A 14,659-nucleotide genomic window follows, 5' to 3' on the forward strand; every position below is an offset into this window, starting at 1 on the left:
ATTCGGGCCCCCGGGGTAGTACCCAGGCGACCACGAGAACTCCGTGAAATTAATCAGACATTCCGTTTACAACCTACTCGGCCTAGGGCTTCCGCTACTTACCGCAGTATTCAGCATTCCGGTGCTCATCAGGGAACTGGGCGACGCCCGGTTCGGCCTGTTGACGCTGATCTGGGCAATCGTCAGCTACTTGAGCCTGTTCGACCTCGGACTGGGACGCGCCCTGACGCAGCATCTGGCGGTGATGCTCGAAGGCAAGGAGCGGCGGCGGGTGGGCGCACTGGTGGCGACCGCGATCGTCGTGATCGCGCTGTTCAGTGTTGTGGCGGGCGCGCTGATGGCGGCAGTTGGACCGTGGGGGTTGGGATTCATCGCCGCCGTTCCGGATAAAACCGAAGCAATCAACGCCATCTGGATCATGGCGCTTGCCATGCCGGCTGTCGTGCTGACTGCCGGCTTTCGGGGAATTCTGGAAGCGAGACACGCATTTGCCGTTATCAATCTGATCCGGCTGCCGATGGGCCTATTGACCTTTCTGGGCCCCTTGGCGGTCGTGCTTTACGGTCCGCCGCGGCTGGACGTGATTACGCTGGTTCTCGCTGGCGGACGAGTGGTGACCTGCGCATTGCACGCCTGGTACGCAAAACGCTACCTGCCGGACGATGTGGGGTCATTCAAGTTCGACAAGACGCTGATCCGGCCGCTTTGCAGTTCTGGAGGCTGGATGACGGTCAGCAATGTGGTGAGCCCGATCATGAGCTACGCGGACAGGTTTATCGTCGGCGCAGTCATATCGTCGGCGGCCGTGGCCTATTACGTTACCCCCCAGGAGCTGATTACCAAATTGTCGATTCTGCCGGGCGCGCTGACTGCTGTGTTGTTTCCGGCGCTGGCGGCGCAGATTGCCCGGCAGGACGAAGCGGTGATGCCCCTGATCACCAAGGCAGCAGGTTGGATTTTCCTGACCTTGTTGCCGATCACCGCGGCCATCGCCATTTTTGCCAAGGAACTGCTGACGTTGTGGGTGGGAGAGCCGTTCGCCCTGCAAAGCTATGTCTTGCTGCAAATATTCTCGGCAGGCATGTTCATTACTTGCATCGCCCAGATCCCTTTTACGGTGATTCAAGGGGCGGGCAGATCGCACCTGACGGCGATGATTCATCTGATCGAGGTGCCCTTATTCCTTGCGGCGTTGTTCTTCCTTGCGCGGAATTACGGTTTGACCGGCGCCGCCGTTGCCTGGTTTTTCCGTGTGGCAATTGATGCTGTTCTGATGTTCTGGGGCGCGAAGGTCGTGCTGAACCGCTCGATGTTCGGCGGAGCCCGCCTCAAGCTCATGGGGGTTACAGCACTTGCGGTGCTGGGATTTGTCGGGGCGATCGTGCCCAGCCCGTCCGTCCGGGCGGCGTGGCTGTTAGCGGTCATGGCGTTGGTGCTATTGATTGCCCTGCGCGGTGGCGCGTGTGTTGGCGATAGGGGCCGGGCATGAGACCGCATGTCGCCCTGCCGTCTCGCGTCGATATGCGGATTGCATTGGGCTTGATCCTGCTTCCGTTTTTTCTTGTGTTTATCGGCGATGTGCAGGTGCCCATCGGCGCAAGCACGATGACCGTTCCGACGGGGCTATTTATTATTCTTCCCCTGTTGGGCGCGTCGATAATGCTGCCCCGCATTACGGTTCCCACCTCGGCGTTATTGCTGTCGGGAATGATATTTTTTGGCGCAGTGGGGGTGGCGATGACCCCCGAGGGCGAATATATGCGCGCAGCCGCCGGCGTTTTGCCGGTGGTTTATGCAATATGCACGTTGATTTTCTACGCGCAGGTTTATCAGTTCATCAAGCAGGAATGGATTGTACGCATGATGCTGGCGGGAGGCGCGGTGCTGGCAATCGGCGTCGTACTGCTGTTTTTTGTTGCGGTATTCAGTCCGGGTGATTATTACGCGCGCAAGCTGTTTGTCGCGACACCGCTTGGCAGATCGAATTATCTTGCTGCGTTTCTCGTATTTCTGTTTGCACTCGCGTCGGCAAGAATGCGTGTGATGCGATGGCTATTTGCGATTGCCATTTTTTGCACGATGTCTCGAGGCGGCGTGATCATATTCGCGTTGTTCCTCTTGGCGCTGCAGATGGATAGGAAGCGGTTGCTATGGCTGGTGTGGGTCGTGCCATTGGTCGCGTTCGTTTCGGCGATTCTAATCTTTTCGATTGATATTCAGAATCAGCTTCGTGAATATGATGGACTTTTTGCCAGCGAACTGAGTTCCGTGGTGAATCGCCTGCTGCTGTGGTCGTTCAGCTTTGACCTATGGCTTCAGCACCCGTGGTTTGGCATTGGCCCCAATACATTCAGAACGTTCATCGAGCTCAACCATGGTATCGAGGACGTTTGGGGGACGCATAACTCGATTCTCCAACTGTTGCTGAATTACGGGCTATTTGGGGCCATATTGTATGGATGGTACTTGCGGGTAATCTATAGGCACTTGCTCCGAGCAGAGCAGACGACGCCGTGGTTTCGCTATTTGCGTGTGGTTTTTGTTGTGTTGCTGGTGTTTTCCCTGTTCGAGCCCCTCGTGGGTTCGGCGGCATTCGAAGTGTTGCTTGCATTGATGTTGGTTTTGGCACTGACACACGCCCTCCCCGCCGGCTCGGGAAGACTGATAATAATTGCGATAAGTTGCTCAGAAAATGGAAATATTGCTCTCCGTTGTGATTCCCACGCACAATCGCTCGAAGTATGCGATTCATGCGGTTCGTTCCATTCTGGCCATCGGGGATCGCAGCCTGGAACTGGTTGTCAGTGACACCAGCACGGACGGGCTGCTGGAGGAGCTTGTTCGGCAAGGGGACAATCCGCCGTGCGATGACCCCCGGTTCAAGTATCTGCGGCCCACCCAAAAGCTGGATATGACCGGCAATCACAACCATGTGATCGGTGCCGCGACGGGTGAGTTCGTGTGCCTGGTTGGCGACGACGACACGATTACGGAAGACGCGCTGCTGGCGGCGCGTTGGGCGAAAGACAATCAGATCGACGTTATCGCGCCGAAAGTCATGTCGAATTATGTGTGGCCCGATTTCAGATCCAAGATTTTTGGCGCGGGGCACGCCGGCAGGTTGTATCTGCCGAGCCGAATTGGGGCGATGATGGTGCGCGAATCCGCCGACAGCCTCGCCGAAGCCCTGTCGAACGCCGCCCAGGGAACGGATGGGTTGCCGAAGATCTACCACGGGATCGTCCGCCGCAGCCTGCTCGAAAAGATCAAAGCGCTTTCGGGCGGTTTTTTCCATGGGTCCAGTCCCGATGTGTCTGGGGCGATAGGGCTGGCGCTGTGTGGGGGCCGATTCGTGGAGATCGATTATCCGCTCACCATTCCCGGCGCGTCGGGCGGCAGCAATACCGGCCGTAGCGCCATGAACACGCACAAGGGCAAGCTGGGACACGAAGCGCAAACGCAGGCGTTCGTCAGCGCCGGCTGGACCGAAGGCGTGCCGCGCTTTTTCTCGGTCGAAACCGTCTGGGCGCACGCGGCGCTCGAGACCATTGCAAAGATCTCCGCCGCCGATGTACCGCGCTTCAATTTTGCGCGGCTGTTTGCCGTGTGCCAGACGCTGCACGGCGAGTACGCAAGCGAAATCGAGCAGGCCGTCCCGCTGGCTGCGGGCATCGTCGGCATGACCCAAGCCGAGTTTCTGAAGAAAGTGGCGTTCGAGAAGAAGCGATATCGTCGGCAGCGGCTTGTTCGGCTTTTGCGCCGGGCGATGCGGCCCACGGTTGCCGGCGGCAGGGAGTACACAGGGGAAATCGATACGGTTGCCCAGACGCCGGCGCTGCTCAAGGCCCACATGGCGGATCGGCACTGGAGCTGGGACAAGGCCGTCAAGCGCTGACCGGCCGCACGCTGCGGCAACCGGCACGCTCAGGCGGCCGGCACAAAAGCCTCGACCAGAAAGTCGATAAACGCGCGCGTGCGGGCCGTCTGGTTGCGGCGCTGCGGGTAATAGACGAACAGGTCCGCCGAAGGCAGCGTGAAGTCGGGCAGCACGACCCGCAGCCTGCCGCTTTCCAGATACTTGGCCAGGTCCCATTCCGACCGGATGAGGATGCCGTGGCCGTCCAGGGCCCAGCCCAGGACGATGTCGCCATCGTTGCTGGAAAGCCCGCCTTCCACTTTCACCACCTCGACGCGGCCCTTGTGCGTAAACCGCCAGACGCCGTGTGCCTCGTCGTTTTGCCGGTGAAGAATGCACTGGTGATGCGAGAGGTCGGCCAGTGTTGCTGGCGTGCCGTGCGCTGTCAGGTAGCGGGGCGAGGCACACAAAAAGCGCCGGTTGGTCATGATGCGCCGAGCGGCGAGGCGCTTGTCCGGCAATTCGCCGAAGCGGATAGCCAGATCGAAACCGCCCTCCACCAGGTCGATGGGCCGGTCCGTCACCTCCAGTTCGACCCGAACGTGCGGATAGCGCTTTGCGAATTCCGAGACCAGCGGCGCGATGGTCGTGCGGCCGAATCCGAGCGTGGCATTGACGCGGATAAGGCCACGGGGTTGGGCGCTGCTGCTGGACACCACATCTTCCATCTCGCGCAGGTCGGCCAGGATACGTGTGGCGTACGCCAGGTAGGTTTCGCCTTCGTTGGTCAGGCTGATACTGCGCGTGGTGCGGTTGACCAGCCGTACGCCAAGGCGCTTTTCCATCAGGGCCAGCCGCTTGGTGGCCGCCGGTGGCGTCAGATCCAGCTGCCGCGCCGCGGCCGACAGGCTGCCCAGCCGGGCGATCAGCACAAAGAATTGCAGCTCGGAGGCAAGGTCGGCTTTCACTGAAAGTAAATAATCAAATGAACTTGGGTGAATTCTAGGGCAGGGATGCGCCACTAATCTATCGATTCCCGACGCGCCCCAACCGGAGACAAGCCATGAGAATCGTCGACATCCGCGAGCAGACCCTGCCCATCAGCTCACCCATCCGTAACGCCTACATCGACTTCAGCAAGATGACCTTGAGCCTGGTCGCCGTGATCACAGACGTGATCCGTGACGGCAAGCCGGTGGTCGGGTACGGCTTCAATTCGAATGGCCGTTATGGACAGGGCAAGCTCATGCGCGAGCGCTTCATCCCGCGCGTGCTGGAAGCGGACCCGGAAACACTGGTGGACGCCACGGGACGCAACCTGGATCCGCACAAGGTCTGGGATGCGATGTTCAAGAACGAAAAGCCCGGCGGCCACGGCGAGCGATCCGTTGCGATCGGCACGATCGACATGGCCGTGTGGGATGCGGTTGCGAAGATCGAAGGCAAACCGCTTTTTCAGTTGCTGGCCGAACGTTATGGCAATGGCCAGCCGGATCGGCGGGTGTTCGTGTATGCGGCCGGTGGCTACTACCATCCGGGGCAGGACCACGCCAAGCTCAAGGACGAAATGCGCAGCTATCTCGACCGCGGCTATACGGTCGTGAAGAAGAAGATCGGCGGCGCGTCGCTGGACGAGGACCTGCGCCGTATCGACTCGGTGCTGAGCGTGCTGCAGGATGGCCAGAAGCTGGCTGTCGACGCGAATGGAAGGTTCGACCTGGACACCGCAATCGCCTACGCCAAAGCGCTTTCCCAGTACGACCTCTTCTGGTACGAGGAGGCGGGCGATCCGCTGGACTTCGAGCTGCAGGCGACGCTGCGCAACTACTACGACAAGCCCATGGCGACGGGCGAAAACCTCTTTTCGATGCAGGATGCGCGCAACCTCATCCGCCATGGCGGCATGCGCGCGGATCGCGACTACCTGCAATTCGACTGCGCGCTCAGCTACGGGCTGGTGGAGTATCTGCGCACGCTGGCGATGCTGCGTCAGCACGGCTGGTCCGCGAGCCGTTGCGTGCCGCATGGCGGGCACCAGATGTCGCTGAACATCGCGGCGGGTCTGGGGTTGGGCGGCAATGAAAGTTATCCGGATCTATTCCAGCCCTTCGGTGGCTTTCCGGACGGCGTGAAGGTGGAGGGCGGCTATGTGACGATGCCGGACTTGCCGGGCATCGGCTTCGAGGGCAAGTCTGATCTGTATGCGGTGATGCGCGCGCTATCGGCCTGATCGCGGGCGGCGGGCGGTCCTGATGGCCTTGCCAGGGGGACCGCTGGCCGCGGCATGCGGTTACGTGCAAGCCGAAAAGCACGTTGTCTTTGCGCATCGAGACATAAATTGTTTCACTTTTCCCGCTTGCGTTGTCTATCTAGTAGTAGGTAAGATTCATCCATCGACGCAGCGCAACCAACCAAACCGCCCGGCGCCGAAATCAGAAATACAGTAGGACCGCTTTTTTATTTCCTTCGATGTCTACCTACAAGTAGATAGCTAACTGAAACGCATACTGCACCAAAAACTGGAGATTGACCATGAAGAACCTCGTATCCGCCCTGATTCTTTCCGCTTCCTTCATCGGCGCTGCCCAAGCTGGCGAACTGGACTATCCGCCCGAACTGAACACCCAAAGCACGGTGACCCGCGCCCAAGTGCAGCAAGAACTCGCCGCCGCCCGCGCCAATGGCGAACTAGTGTTCGGTGAAGAAGGCTACGCCGCCGCCCCGATCGCTTTCACCAGCGACAAGACCCGCGCTCAGGTCAAGCAAGAACTGGCCGCCGCCCGCGCTCAAGGCCTGACCGACGGTGGTGAACTGGACTACCCGCCCGTTCAAGGCTGATTTTTTTCGAACTGACATCTATCTATAGATAGATAGCTTCAACCCAACAACGACGCAGCAACTGCAAACCAAACTGACTGGAGATTTCTCATGAAGACCCTCGTTTCCGCCCTGATCCTTTCCGCTTCCTTCATCGGTGCTGCCCAAGCTGGCGAACTGGACTATCCGCCCGAGCTGAACACCCAAAGCACGGTGACCCGCGCTCAAGTGCAGCAAGATCTGGCCGCCGCTCGTGCCAACGGTGAACTGGTGTTCGGCGAAGAAGGCTACGCCGCCGCCCCGATTGCGTTCACCAGCGACAAGACCCGCGCCCAAGTGAAGCAGGAACTGGCTGCTGCCCGCGCTCAAGGTCTGACTGACGGTGGCGAACTGGACTACCCGCCCGTTCAAGGCTGATTTTTTCGACCTGAAATCTATCTATAGATAGATAGCTTCTACCCAACATCGACGCAGCAATTGCAGTGCAAACCAAACTGACTGGAGATTTCTCATGAAGACGCTCGTATCCGCCCTGATCCTTTCCGCCTCCTTTATCGGCGCCGCTCAGGCTGGCGAACTGGACTATCCGCCCGCCCTGGAAACCCAAAGCACGGTGACCCGCGCTCAAGTGCAGCAAGAACTCGCCTCCGCCCGTGCCAATGGGGAACTGGTGTCCGGTGAGGAAGGCTACGCCGCCACCGCATTTGCCCACGCCGGCGACAAGACCCGCGCTCAGGTCAAGCAAGAACTGGCCGCTGCCCGCGCCGAAGGCCTGACCGACAGCGGTGAACTTGCCTACCCGCCCGTGCAAGGCTGAAGCAGATGGCAATCAAAGCGGACCCCGGGAACGGGATCTTGTCCCGGCCGGGGTCCGCTGGCACTGTCGGCGGCGTTGAGCGGCCTTCTCGGTGATGCCGATAAGGGACCGTCCCAATGACGAACCGACCTATTAGTAGGTAATATGCGGCCATGGATACCCCGACTTCCAACACCACTCGCGAACTGCTTCTGGCCCACGCCGAGAAGCTGATCCGCATGCGCGGATGCAACGGCTTCAGCTACCGCGACCTGGCTGAACATGTGGGCGTCAAGACGTCCAGCATCCATTACTACTTTCCGGGCAAGGACGACCTCTTGTATGAGGCCGTCGAGGCCTACAGCACGCGCGCACTGGGCGCGGTGCGCGGTATCGACACCACGCAACCGGCGCAGGCGCAGCTCGAAAAATATCTTTCCATGATGGAATCCGCCGCCTGCGGCTCCGGTGAACTCTGTCTGGGCGGCATGTTGGCCGCCGACGTGATGAGCCTGTCCGAACGGGTCCGCGGCGCGCTGCAGGGATTCTTCCGCGCCCACGAAGCGTGGCTGGCCCGTGTGCTAGCCGAAGGCGCGGCGCAGGGCACGCTGAAGTTTTCCGGCACGCCCGAAGCGGCGGGGCGGGCGGTGTTCGCGACGATCCAGGGCTGTCTGCTGGTGTCGCGCCTGTTCCAGCAGCCGCCCGCGTTGTGCGAGGCGATCAGCGCACTTTACGTTGAATGCGACGGCAAGACGGGCCACGGCGCCTGAACGCCACGCGCTGACAGCACCGTTTCACGTTTCACGGCCGCCTTGCTGATGCAGGCGGCCGTTGTGTTTGGGCGCATCGACGGCGTGACGCCGCTTCACGCCAACGCGCGCGCCATGTCGATGCTGGTGCGCTCCTGCACGCCAAGATCCCGCATGCGTTGCAGGAAGCTCGACTGCGCGTGTGCAAAGCCCGCGACGGGACTCATGCAGTCCGTCAGCAGCACGAGGCGCGACAGGTTGCCGCCGGGCAGGTGCTCGGCCAGGTGTTCGACGGTGGCCTTGACGCAGTGGCTGCCCGCCTCGCCTGCGATGAGAATCAGATCCGCGCGGTCCAACGAATCCAGCAAGCCGCGGTTGAGCTGGCTGCGCGGATCGTCGGCGTCGGGCACCTCGGCCATCAGCGCGCTGTAGTGTTCAGTCCACGGATTGGCGCCCTTGGGCACCTTGCGCACGATGAACTGGCGATCTTCTTCCCAGCGTCCGTACGCGGCGCGCACGTCGGGATGCACGTTGTGCCCCCACGTGCCGATTTCGCAATGCACTGGCCATGCCATCAGCGTGTAGCGGCCGCGCGCTTCGAGTTCATCCAGGTAGTTGAGCGTGCGTGGCAGGTCGTCGTCATGCCGCGGCACGAATTCGCCGGCGCGCAATTGCGCTGCCGTGATCGGCGTGAATGGCGCAACCGGATCGCCATTGCCCGCGCGCCAGAACGTGGGATGCGCGATGTCCAGACGGTGGTGCGAGTCCAGCGTGACCGTGATCGACGAGAGCGCGGGGGCCGTGGCGTCGATGAAGCGCGCCAGCCGCTGCATGTCAGCATGGGCGCCTGCGATGGGCAGCGCGGGCGCAACCGCCAGTCCGGTCAGCGGGTCAATGGGCCGGTACGACTCGGGCAGGTCGCAGAAATCGTTTTGCGGGTCGACGATCAGCAGGTGAGTGGAACGCGGCATGATGGGGGGGCGGGTGAAGTCAGAACAGCACGAGATCTTCGGCGCGGTCGGGCAACTGGCGCAGCAGCGATCGCCACTGGCGCCATAGGACGGACGATACGCCTAACGCGCCAATCGGAATAAGAATCCACATGACCTGCTCCTGTCAATATTCGCACGGTCGTGCGAAATTTAGTGAAAGCGAAGCCGGCGCAACGCCGGCTCGGAGGGACTACTCGATGTACTTGAAGCTGCGATACGTGGAGATCAGCCGCTCGTAGCCGGCCTTGACGCGTTCGTGCGCCTTGGGGTCGCGCAGGAAACGGGCGTCGTGCATCAAGCCGATCATCAGGCTGTAGACCTCGAACACGAGTTGCTGCGGGTCCGTGTCAGGGCGCAGATGGCCGGCCTCGAGCGCCTGGTTAACCGTACGCACCATCGCGGCCCGCCAGCGCTTCAGGTTGTGTTCCAGTACGGAGCGCAGCGGCGAGTCGACATCGTCGTACTCGAACGCGCCCGCTACGTAGATGCAGCCGGTGAGCATTTCGACATTGCTGGCGCGGTCGATCCACAGCGACACCAGGGCGTTCAGGCGCGGCAAGCCGCGCGGGTAGGCCATGGCCGGCGTGAAGACCGCTTCAACGAAGCGCCGATCGTACTCGTCCAGCACCGCCTGCTGCAGGGCTTCGAGCGAGCCGACGCGCGAGAAGACGCCGCTCTTGCTGATGCCGAGCCGTTTGGCGACCTGGCCCAGCGAGAGGCTTTCCATGCCTTGCGCGGCGGCCATGTCGAGGGCCGCGTTCACGATGGCCGCGAAGGTGAGTTCGCTTTTCTCGGTTTTTGCAGTCATGGCGAGAATTTAGCACGATCGTGCGAAAAATAAGGGATTTTTAATCGGGGCGGGATGGGCGGCAAACGCAAACCCGAAAAAAAGCCGGACGGCATTGCCGTCCGGCTTTGGTCAGACGTGGCGCTGGATCAGGCGCGCGCGGCCTTGTACTCCAGGCGGTACTTGTGCAGCAGCGGCTCGGTGTAGCCGTTGGGCTGGGTCAGGCCCTCGAACACCAGCGCGCACGCGGCCTTGAAGGCCAGCGACGTGTCGAAGTGGCCGGTCATCGGCTGGTAGAGCGGGTCGCCCGCGTTCTGCCCGTCGACGACCGTGGCCATGCGCTTGAAGGTCTCCGTGACCTGATCGCGGTTCGTGATGCCGTGGCGCAGCCAGTTGGCAATGTGCTGGCTGGAGATGCGCAGCGTCGCGCGGTCTTCCATCAGGCCCACGTTGTGGATGTCGGGAACCTTCGAGCAGCCCACGCCCTGATCGATCCAGCGCACCACATAGCCCAGGATGCCTTGCACGTTGTTGTCCAGTTCCTGCTGGATGTCGGCGGCGGACCACTTGCTCGGATCGCCAACCGGCACCGTGAGCAGGCCATTGAGCAGTTCGTCGCGCACGCTGTCCAGCTTGGTGCGTTCGAGTTCCTGCTGGACCGCCTGCACGTCGACCTGGTGGTAATGCAGCGCATGCAGCGTGGCGGCCGTGGGCGAGGGCACCCAGGCGGTATTGGCGCCCGCCTTGGGATGCGCGATCTTCTGTTCGAGCATGGCGGCCATGAGGTCGGGCATGGCCCACATGCCCTTGCCGATCTGGGCGCGGCCGCGCAGGCCGGCGTCCAGGCCAACCAGCACGTTGTTGCGTTCGTACGCGGTGATCCACGCGCTGGACTTCATGTCGCCCTTGCGCAGCATGGGGCCGGCTTCCATGCCGGAATGCATTTCGTCGCCCGTGCGGTCCAGAAAGCCGGTGTTGATGAAGGCCACGCGCGAGGCGGCGGCTTCGATGCAGGCCTTGAGGTTGACGCTGGTGCGGCGCTCCTCGTCCATGATGCCCATTTTCAGGGTGTGGCGCGGCACGCGGATCAGGTCTTCGACGCGGTCGAAGAGTTCGCTGGCGAATGCGGCTTCGGCGGGGCCGTGCATCTTGGGCTTCACGATGTAGACGGAGCCCGTGCGCGAGTTGAGCTTGAGCTTGCGGTCCTGTACCGCGGCCAGGCTGGTGACGACGGCATCGAGGATGCCTTCGGGGATTTCCTGGCCGTCGCGGTCCAGCACGGCCGGGTTGGTCATCAGGTGCCCCACGTTGCGCACGAACATGAGCGAACGGCCATGCAGCGTGAGAGCCGAGCCGTCCGGCCGCGAGTAGTTGCGGTCGGCGTTGAGCTTGCGGGTGAAGGTCTTGCCGCCCTTGGTGACATCCTCGGTCAGGTCGCCCTTCATCAGGCCAAGCCAGTTGCGGTAGATCTGGACCTTGTCGTCGCCGTCGACGGCCGCGACCGAGTCTTCGCAGTCCATGATGGTGGTGAGCGCGGCCTCGACCACCACATCCTTTACGCCGGCCGCATCGGTGCCGCCGATGGTGCTGGCGCGGTCGATCTGGATCTCGAAATGCAGCCCGTTGTTCTTGAGCAGGATGGCCGTGGGGGCGGACGCGTCGCCTTGGTAGCCGACGAATTGCGCGACGGACTTCAAGCCGGTGGCGCCCGACGCAAGCGCCACGCGAAGCTGGCCGCCTTCGACCGTGTAGCCCTTGGCGTCGGCGTGCGAGCCCTGTGCGAGGGGCGCCGCAGTGTCCAGGAAGCTGCGCGCGCGGGCGATGACGGCGGCGCCGCGTTCGGGGTTGTAGCCCTTGCCCGTGTCGCCGGGCGTGGCCGGGATGGCGTCGGTGCCGTACAGGGCGTCGTACAGGCTGCCCCAGCGCGCGTTGGCGGCGTTCAGCGCATAGCGAGGATTGGACATCGGCACGACGAGTTGCGGGCCGGCTTGCTGCGAGATCTCGGTGTCCACGTTGTCGGTGGTGGCACGCACGGTGGCGGGTTGCGGCAGCAGGTAGCCGATGCCTTCGAGGAACTTGCGGTACGCGGCGGGCTCCGTGATGGGGCCGGGATGGTCGCGATGCCAGGCATCCAGTTCGGCCTGCAGGCGGTCGCGTTCGGCCAGCAAGGCCCGGTTCTTCGGCGCCAGATCGTGCACCAGAGCGGCGAAGCCTTGCCAGAAGCCGTCGGCATCCAGGCCGGAGCCGGGCAGGGCTTCCTGTTCGATGAATTGGCTGAGATTGGCCGCCACTTGCAGGCCGTGGTGCTGGATGCGTTGAGTCATGCGGGTCTCTGACGATGAGTAAGGCTGACCGGCGCGCCGCGCCGGGTGAGGGGTGCTGACATCATCGTCCGCGACCGCGCCGATGTCCATACGGAAACCCGGTGGTCATACCAGTTTGTGCGTCGAGCGCCGGGCAGAGTGCCGATTTTTATGGTTTGATATCAGCCACTTACCGAGGCAAGGCCGAGCCGCGCGAGCGCCGACCGCGCATGGTCATACCACTGGTGCGGAGATTGCATGCACGCGGAAATTGAAGAGAAGCCCCGTCAGGTGGCCGATGAAGTGGCCGAACGTATTGAACGGCTGATTCTGGACGGCGTCCTCAAGGCCGGCCAGGCCCTGCCGTCCGAACGGCGCCTGACCGAAAAGCTGGGCGTATCGCGCACGGCGCTGCGCGAAGGCCTGAAACTGCTGCGCGCGCGCGAGATCATTCATACGGCGCAGGGCAAGGGTTCGTTCGTCGCGCGCATTTCGAAGGTCGACGCCGGGCCGCTGATGCACCTGTTCAATTCGCAGCCGCGCACGCTGTACGACCTGCTGGAAGTGCGATCGCTGCTGGAGGCCGAGTCCGCGCGGCTGGCGGCCATCCGCGGGACCGAGGCCGACTTCATCATGATCCGGCGCCGGTATGACGAGATGGTGTCCGCGCAGGGCGCCGCCACCGATACCGCCACGCACGCGCATCTGGACCACGCTTTTCATCTGGCGATCTGCGAGGCCTCGCACAATCCCGTGCTGGTGCACACGCTGCAATCGCTGACGGATCTGCTGCTGGGATCGGTGTTTGCATGCGTAAACAACCTGTACCACCGCGAACCGGAAAAACGGCAGATCGACCGCCAGCACACGCGGCTGTTCAACGCCGTGATCGGACGCCAGCCTGAACAGGCGCGCAAGGCCGCGGCCGATCATGTGGACAGCGTGCGCCAGAGCCTTTCGGATATCGAGCAGGAAGAGCAGCGGCTGGTGCGCGCGACGCTGCGCCTGGAAGGCTGGACGTAGCGTCGCGCGCGGCCGCAGGCGATTCCGGTTCTAGCGGTCGGCCACGGCGCAGCCGGCCAGCGCCAGCGGCTTGCCCGCGTAGATGCGGCCAAAGCGGTTGGAGAGTAATGCCTCCAGGCCGATGGCCTCCTGCCCCACGAAACCCTGTTGCGGCAAACTGCCGTGCGCCACCAGATCGAGCGCGGCGCAGATGCCGGCAGCGGTGGACAGTTGGATCGCGCTCAGGCGATGGCCGTCGACTTCGGCGCCGAACACGCGAATCGGATACGACTCTTCTTCCAGACGGCCGTGGCGGTAGCCGGAGGCCGATGCCTGGATCACGATCACGTCCTGTTCGGTGGTGGGGATGGCCGACTCGAAGATGTCCTTGAGCAGGTCGCGGCGGTCGCGCAGGCGCAGGTCGTTGAGCAGCAGCTTCATGATGTTGCAGTGGCCGGGATAGCGCACCGACTTGTAGTCGACGTTGCGCGCGCGGCCCAGCAGCGTGGCGGGCAAGGTGCCCAGGCCGCCGGAGGTGTTGAAGGCTTCGTACTCCACGCCGTCCAGCGCGAAGGTTTCGTAGCCTTCCAGCGCGGGCACGCTGGTGAGCTGGCCGTCGACGATCGCCTCGCACGGGTTGCAGTATTCGTTGATCAGCCCTTCGGTGCTCCACGTCAGGTTGTAGCGCAGGCTGTTGGAGGGATAGCGCGGCAGCGCGCCGACGCGCATGCGCAGGTCGAGCAAGGTGTCGAAGCGGCGCGCCAGCGCGTTGCCGACGATGCCGATGAAGCCGGGCGCCAGGCCGCATTGGGGCATGAGCACGCCGCCGGTGTCATTGCCCAGCGCCTGGATCGCATGGGTGCTGGCCACGTCTTCGGTCAAATCGAAGTAATGCACGCCGGCCTTCGCACACAGGCCCGCCACCGAGATCGCGCGATGAAACGGTAGCGCATTGACCACCGCGTATGCGCCTTCGATGCAGCGGGCCACGCCGGCATCGTCGCTGACCTGACGCGTCTCGCAGCCCAGTTCGGCAAGCACGGCCAGCCGGCTGGCGTCCTGGTCCGCGACAAGGACGGAATAGTCGCCGCTGCGTTCCAGCATCAGCGCGATCGCAAAACCGATTTTTCCGGCGCCCAGCAGAACGATGGGCTTGGTGTGCGTGGACATGGTGCGGCTCCTGCAAATGAGAGGGAAGGGAAGTGGCCCCATCCTATGCGGGAGTGCTGTCGATTTGTAGCGGCTAAAGCGTCGTATCGGCCGTAAGTTACGTCGTTATGACCTTTGAAGCCGTTGAAACGTCAAACAAAAAGCCCTCTGGCTTGTGGCCAGAGGGCTGCCTGGTAGCGGATTCACG

14 protein-coding genes are annotated in these 14,659 nt (G+C 62.6%); 9 read left to right on the top strand and 5 right to left on the bottom strand.

All coding sequences use genetic code 11. The annotated features are described in order from the left end of the window. Nucleotides 1-43: 43 nt before the first annotated feature. Genes ASD71_RS25460 through ASD71_RS25470 form a run of 3 tightly spaced genes read left to right on the top strand, consistent with a single transcriptional unit; the run spans nt 44 to nt 3,895 of the window. A complete protein-coding gene (locus tag ASD71_RS25460; RefSeq protein WP_082579053.1) occupies nt 44-1,489 on the top strand; it encodes a flippase in 1,446 nt (481 codons plus the stop codon). Further along, nucleotides 1,486-2,808 (top strand): O-antigen ligase, encoded by a 1,323-nt coding sequence (locus ASD71_RS25465; protein ID WP_082579062.1) that lies wholly within the window; start codon nt 1,486-1,488, stop codon nt 2,806-2,808. Before ASD71_RS25460 ends, ASD71_RS25465 begins: the two co-directional genes overlap by 4 nt. Beyond that, complete coding sequence (locus ASD71_RS25470) at nt 2,693-3,895, top strand: glycosyltransferase family 2 protein (RefSeq protein WP_082579054.1); 1,203 nt, start codon at nt 2,693-2,695, stop codon at nt 3,893-3,895. Before ASD71_RS25465 ends, ASD71_RS25470 begins: the two co-directional genes overlap by 116 nt. Nucleotides 3,896-3,924: 29 nt before the next feature. Here ASD71_RS25470 and ASD71_RS25475 read toward each other — a convergent pair whose 3' ends face one another. Next, on the bottom strand, nt 3,925-4,824 hold the full coding sequence (locus tag ASD71_RS25475; RefSeq protein WP_056571094.1) for a LysR substrate-binding domain-containing protein: 900 nt from the start codon (nt 4,822-4,824) through the stop codon (nt 3,925-3,927). Between the two features lie 95 nt (nt 4,825-4,919). Between ASD71_RS25475 and ASD71_RS25480 the strand changes: the two genes are divergently transcribed. From ASD71_RS25480 to ASD71_RS25500, 5 genes are all read left to right on the top strand, one after another. Beyond that, complete coding sequence (locus tag ASD71_RS25480; protein WP_056571096.1) at nt 4,920-6,086, top strand: mandelate racemase/muconate lactonizing enzyme family protein; 1,167 nt, start codon at nt 4,920-4,922, stop codon at nt 6,084-6,086. 302 nt (nt 6,087-6,388) lie between these two features. Next, complete coding sequence (locus ASD71_RS25485) at nt 6,389-6,694, top strand: DUF4148 domain-containing protein (RefSeq protein WP_056571099.1); 306 nt, start codon at nt 6,389-6,391, stop codon at nt 6,692-6,694. 90 nt (nt 6,695-6,784) lie between these two features. Beyond that, complete coding sequence (locus tag ASD71_RS25490) at nt 6,785-7,090, top strand: DUF4148 domain-containing protein (RefSeq protein ID WP_056571101.1); 306 nt, start codon at nt 6,785-6,787, stop codon at nt 7,088-7,090. A 94-nt stretch (nt 7,091-7,184) separates the two neighbouring features. Further along, on the top strand, nt 7,185-7,490 hold the full coding sequence (locus ASD71_RS25495) for a DUF4148 domain-containing protein (RefSeq protein ID WP_056571103.1): 306 nt from the start codon (nt 7,185-7,187) through the stop codon (nt 7,488-7,490). A gap of 152 nt (nt 7,491-7,642) precedes the next feature. Beyond that, nucleotides 7,643-8,239, top strand: a complete 597-nt coding sequence (locus ASD71_RS25500; protein WP_056571105.1) for a TetR/AcrR family transcriptional regulator — start codon at nt 7,643-7,645, stop codon at nt 8,237-8,239. A 95-nt stretch (nt 8,240-8,334) separates the two neighbouring features. Here the strand turns inward: ASD71_RS25500 and ASD71_RS25505 are convergent, their stop codons facing one another. The 3 genes from ASD71_RS25505 to ASD71_RS25515 all read right to left on the bottom strand — a co-directional run bounded on the left by ASD71_RS25505 (nt 8,335) and on the right by ASD71_RS25515 (nt 12,321). Next, nucleotides 8,335-9,189 carry a hypothetical protein gene (locus tag ASD71_RS25505; RefSeq protein ID WP_056571107.1) on the bottom strand — a complete coding sequence of 285 codons (855 nt, stop codon included), beginning with the start codon at nt 9,187-9,189 and terminating at the stop codon, nt 8,335-8,337. A 211-nt stretch (nt 9,190-9,400) separates the two neighbouring features. Next, nucleotides 9,401-10,018, bottom strand: coding sequence for a TetR/AcrR family transcriptional regulator (locus ASD71_RS25510; RefSeq protein ID WP_056571109.1), 618 nt, complete (start codon nt 10,016-10,018; stop codon nt 9,401-9,403). Between the two features lie 128 nt (nt 10,019-10,146). Continuing rightward, complete coding sequence (locus ASD71_RS25515; protein WP_056571111.1) at nt 10,147-12,321, bottom strand: malate synthase G; 2,175 nt, start codon at nt 12,319-12,321, stop codon at nt 10,147-10,149. Nucleotides 12,322-12,558: 237 nt separating this feature from the next. On the opposite strand from ASD71_RS25515, the gene glcC reads away from it, so the two are divergent. Continuing rightward, nucleotides 12,559-13,323 carry a transcriptional regulator GlcC gene (glcC, locus tag ASD71_RS25520; RefSeq protein ID WP_056571113.1) on the top strand — a complete coding sequence of 255 codons (765 nt, stop codon included), beginning with the start codon at nt 12,559-12,561 and terminating at the stop codon, nt 13,321-13,323. A 30-nt stretch (nt 13,324-13,353) separates the two neighbouring features. Here glcC and ASD71_RS25525 read toward each other — a convergent pair whose 3' ends face one another. Continuing rightward, entirely contained in the window at nt 13,354-14,472 is a 1,119-nt protein-coding gene (locus ASD71_RS25525; protein WP_056571115.1) for a saccharopine dehydrogenase family protein, read from the bottom strand. Nucleotides 14,473-14,659: the final 187 nt, after the last annotated feature.

The organism is Achromobacter sp. Root565 (assembly GCF_001427425.1).
Classification (GTDB): domain Bacteria; phylum Pseudomonadota; class Gammaproteobacteria; order Burkholderiales; family Burkholderiaceae_B; genus Achromobacter; species Achromobacter spanius_D.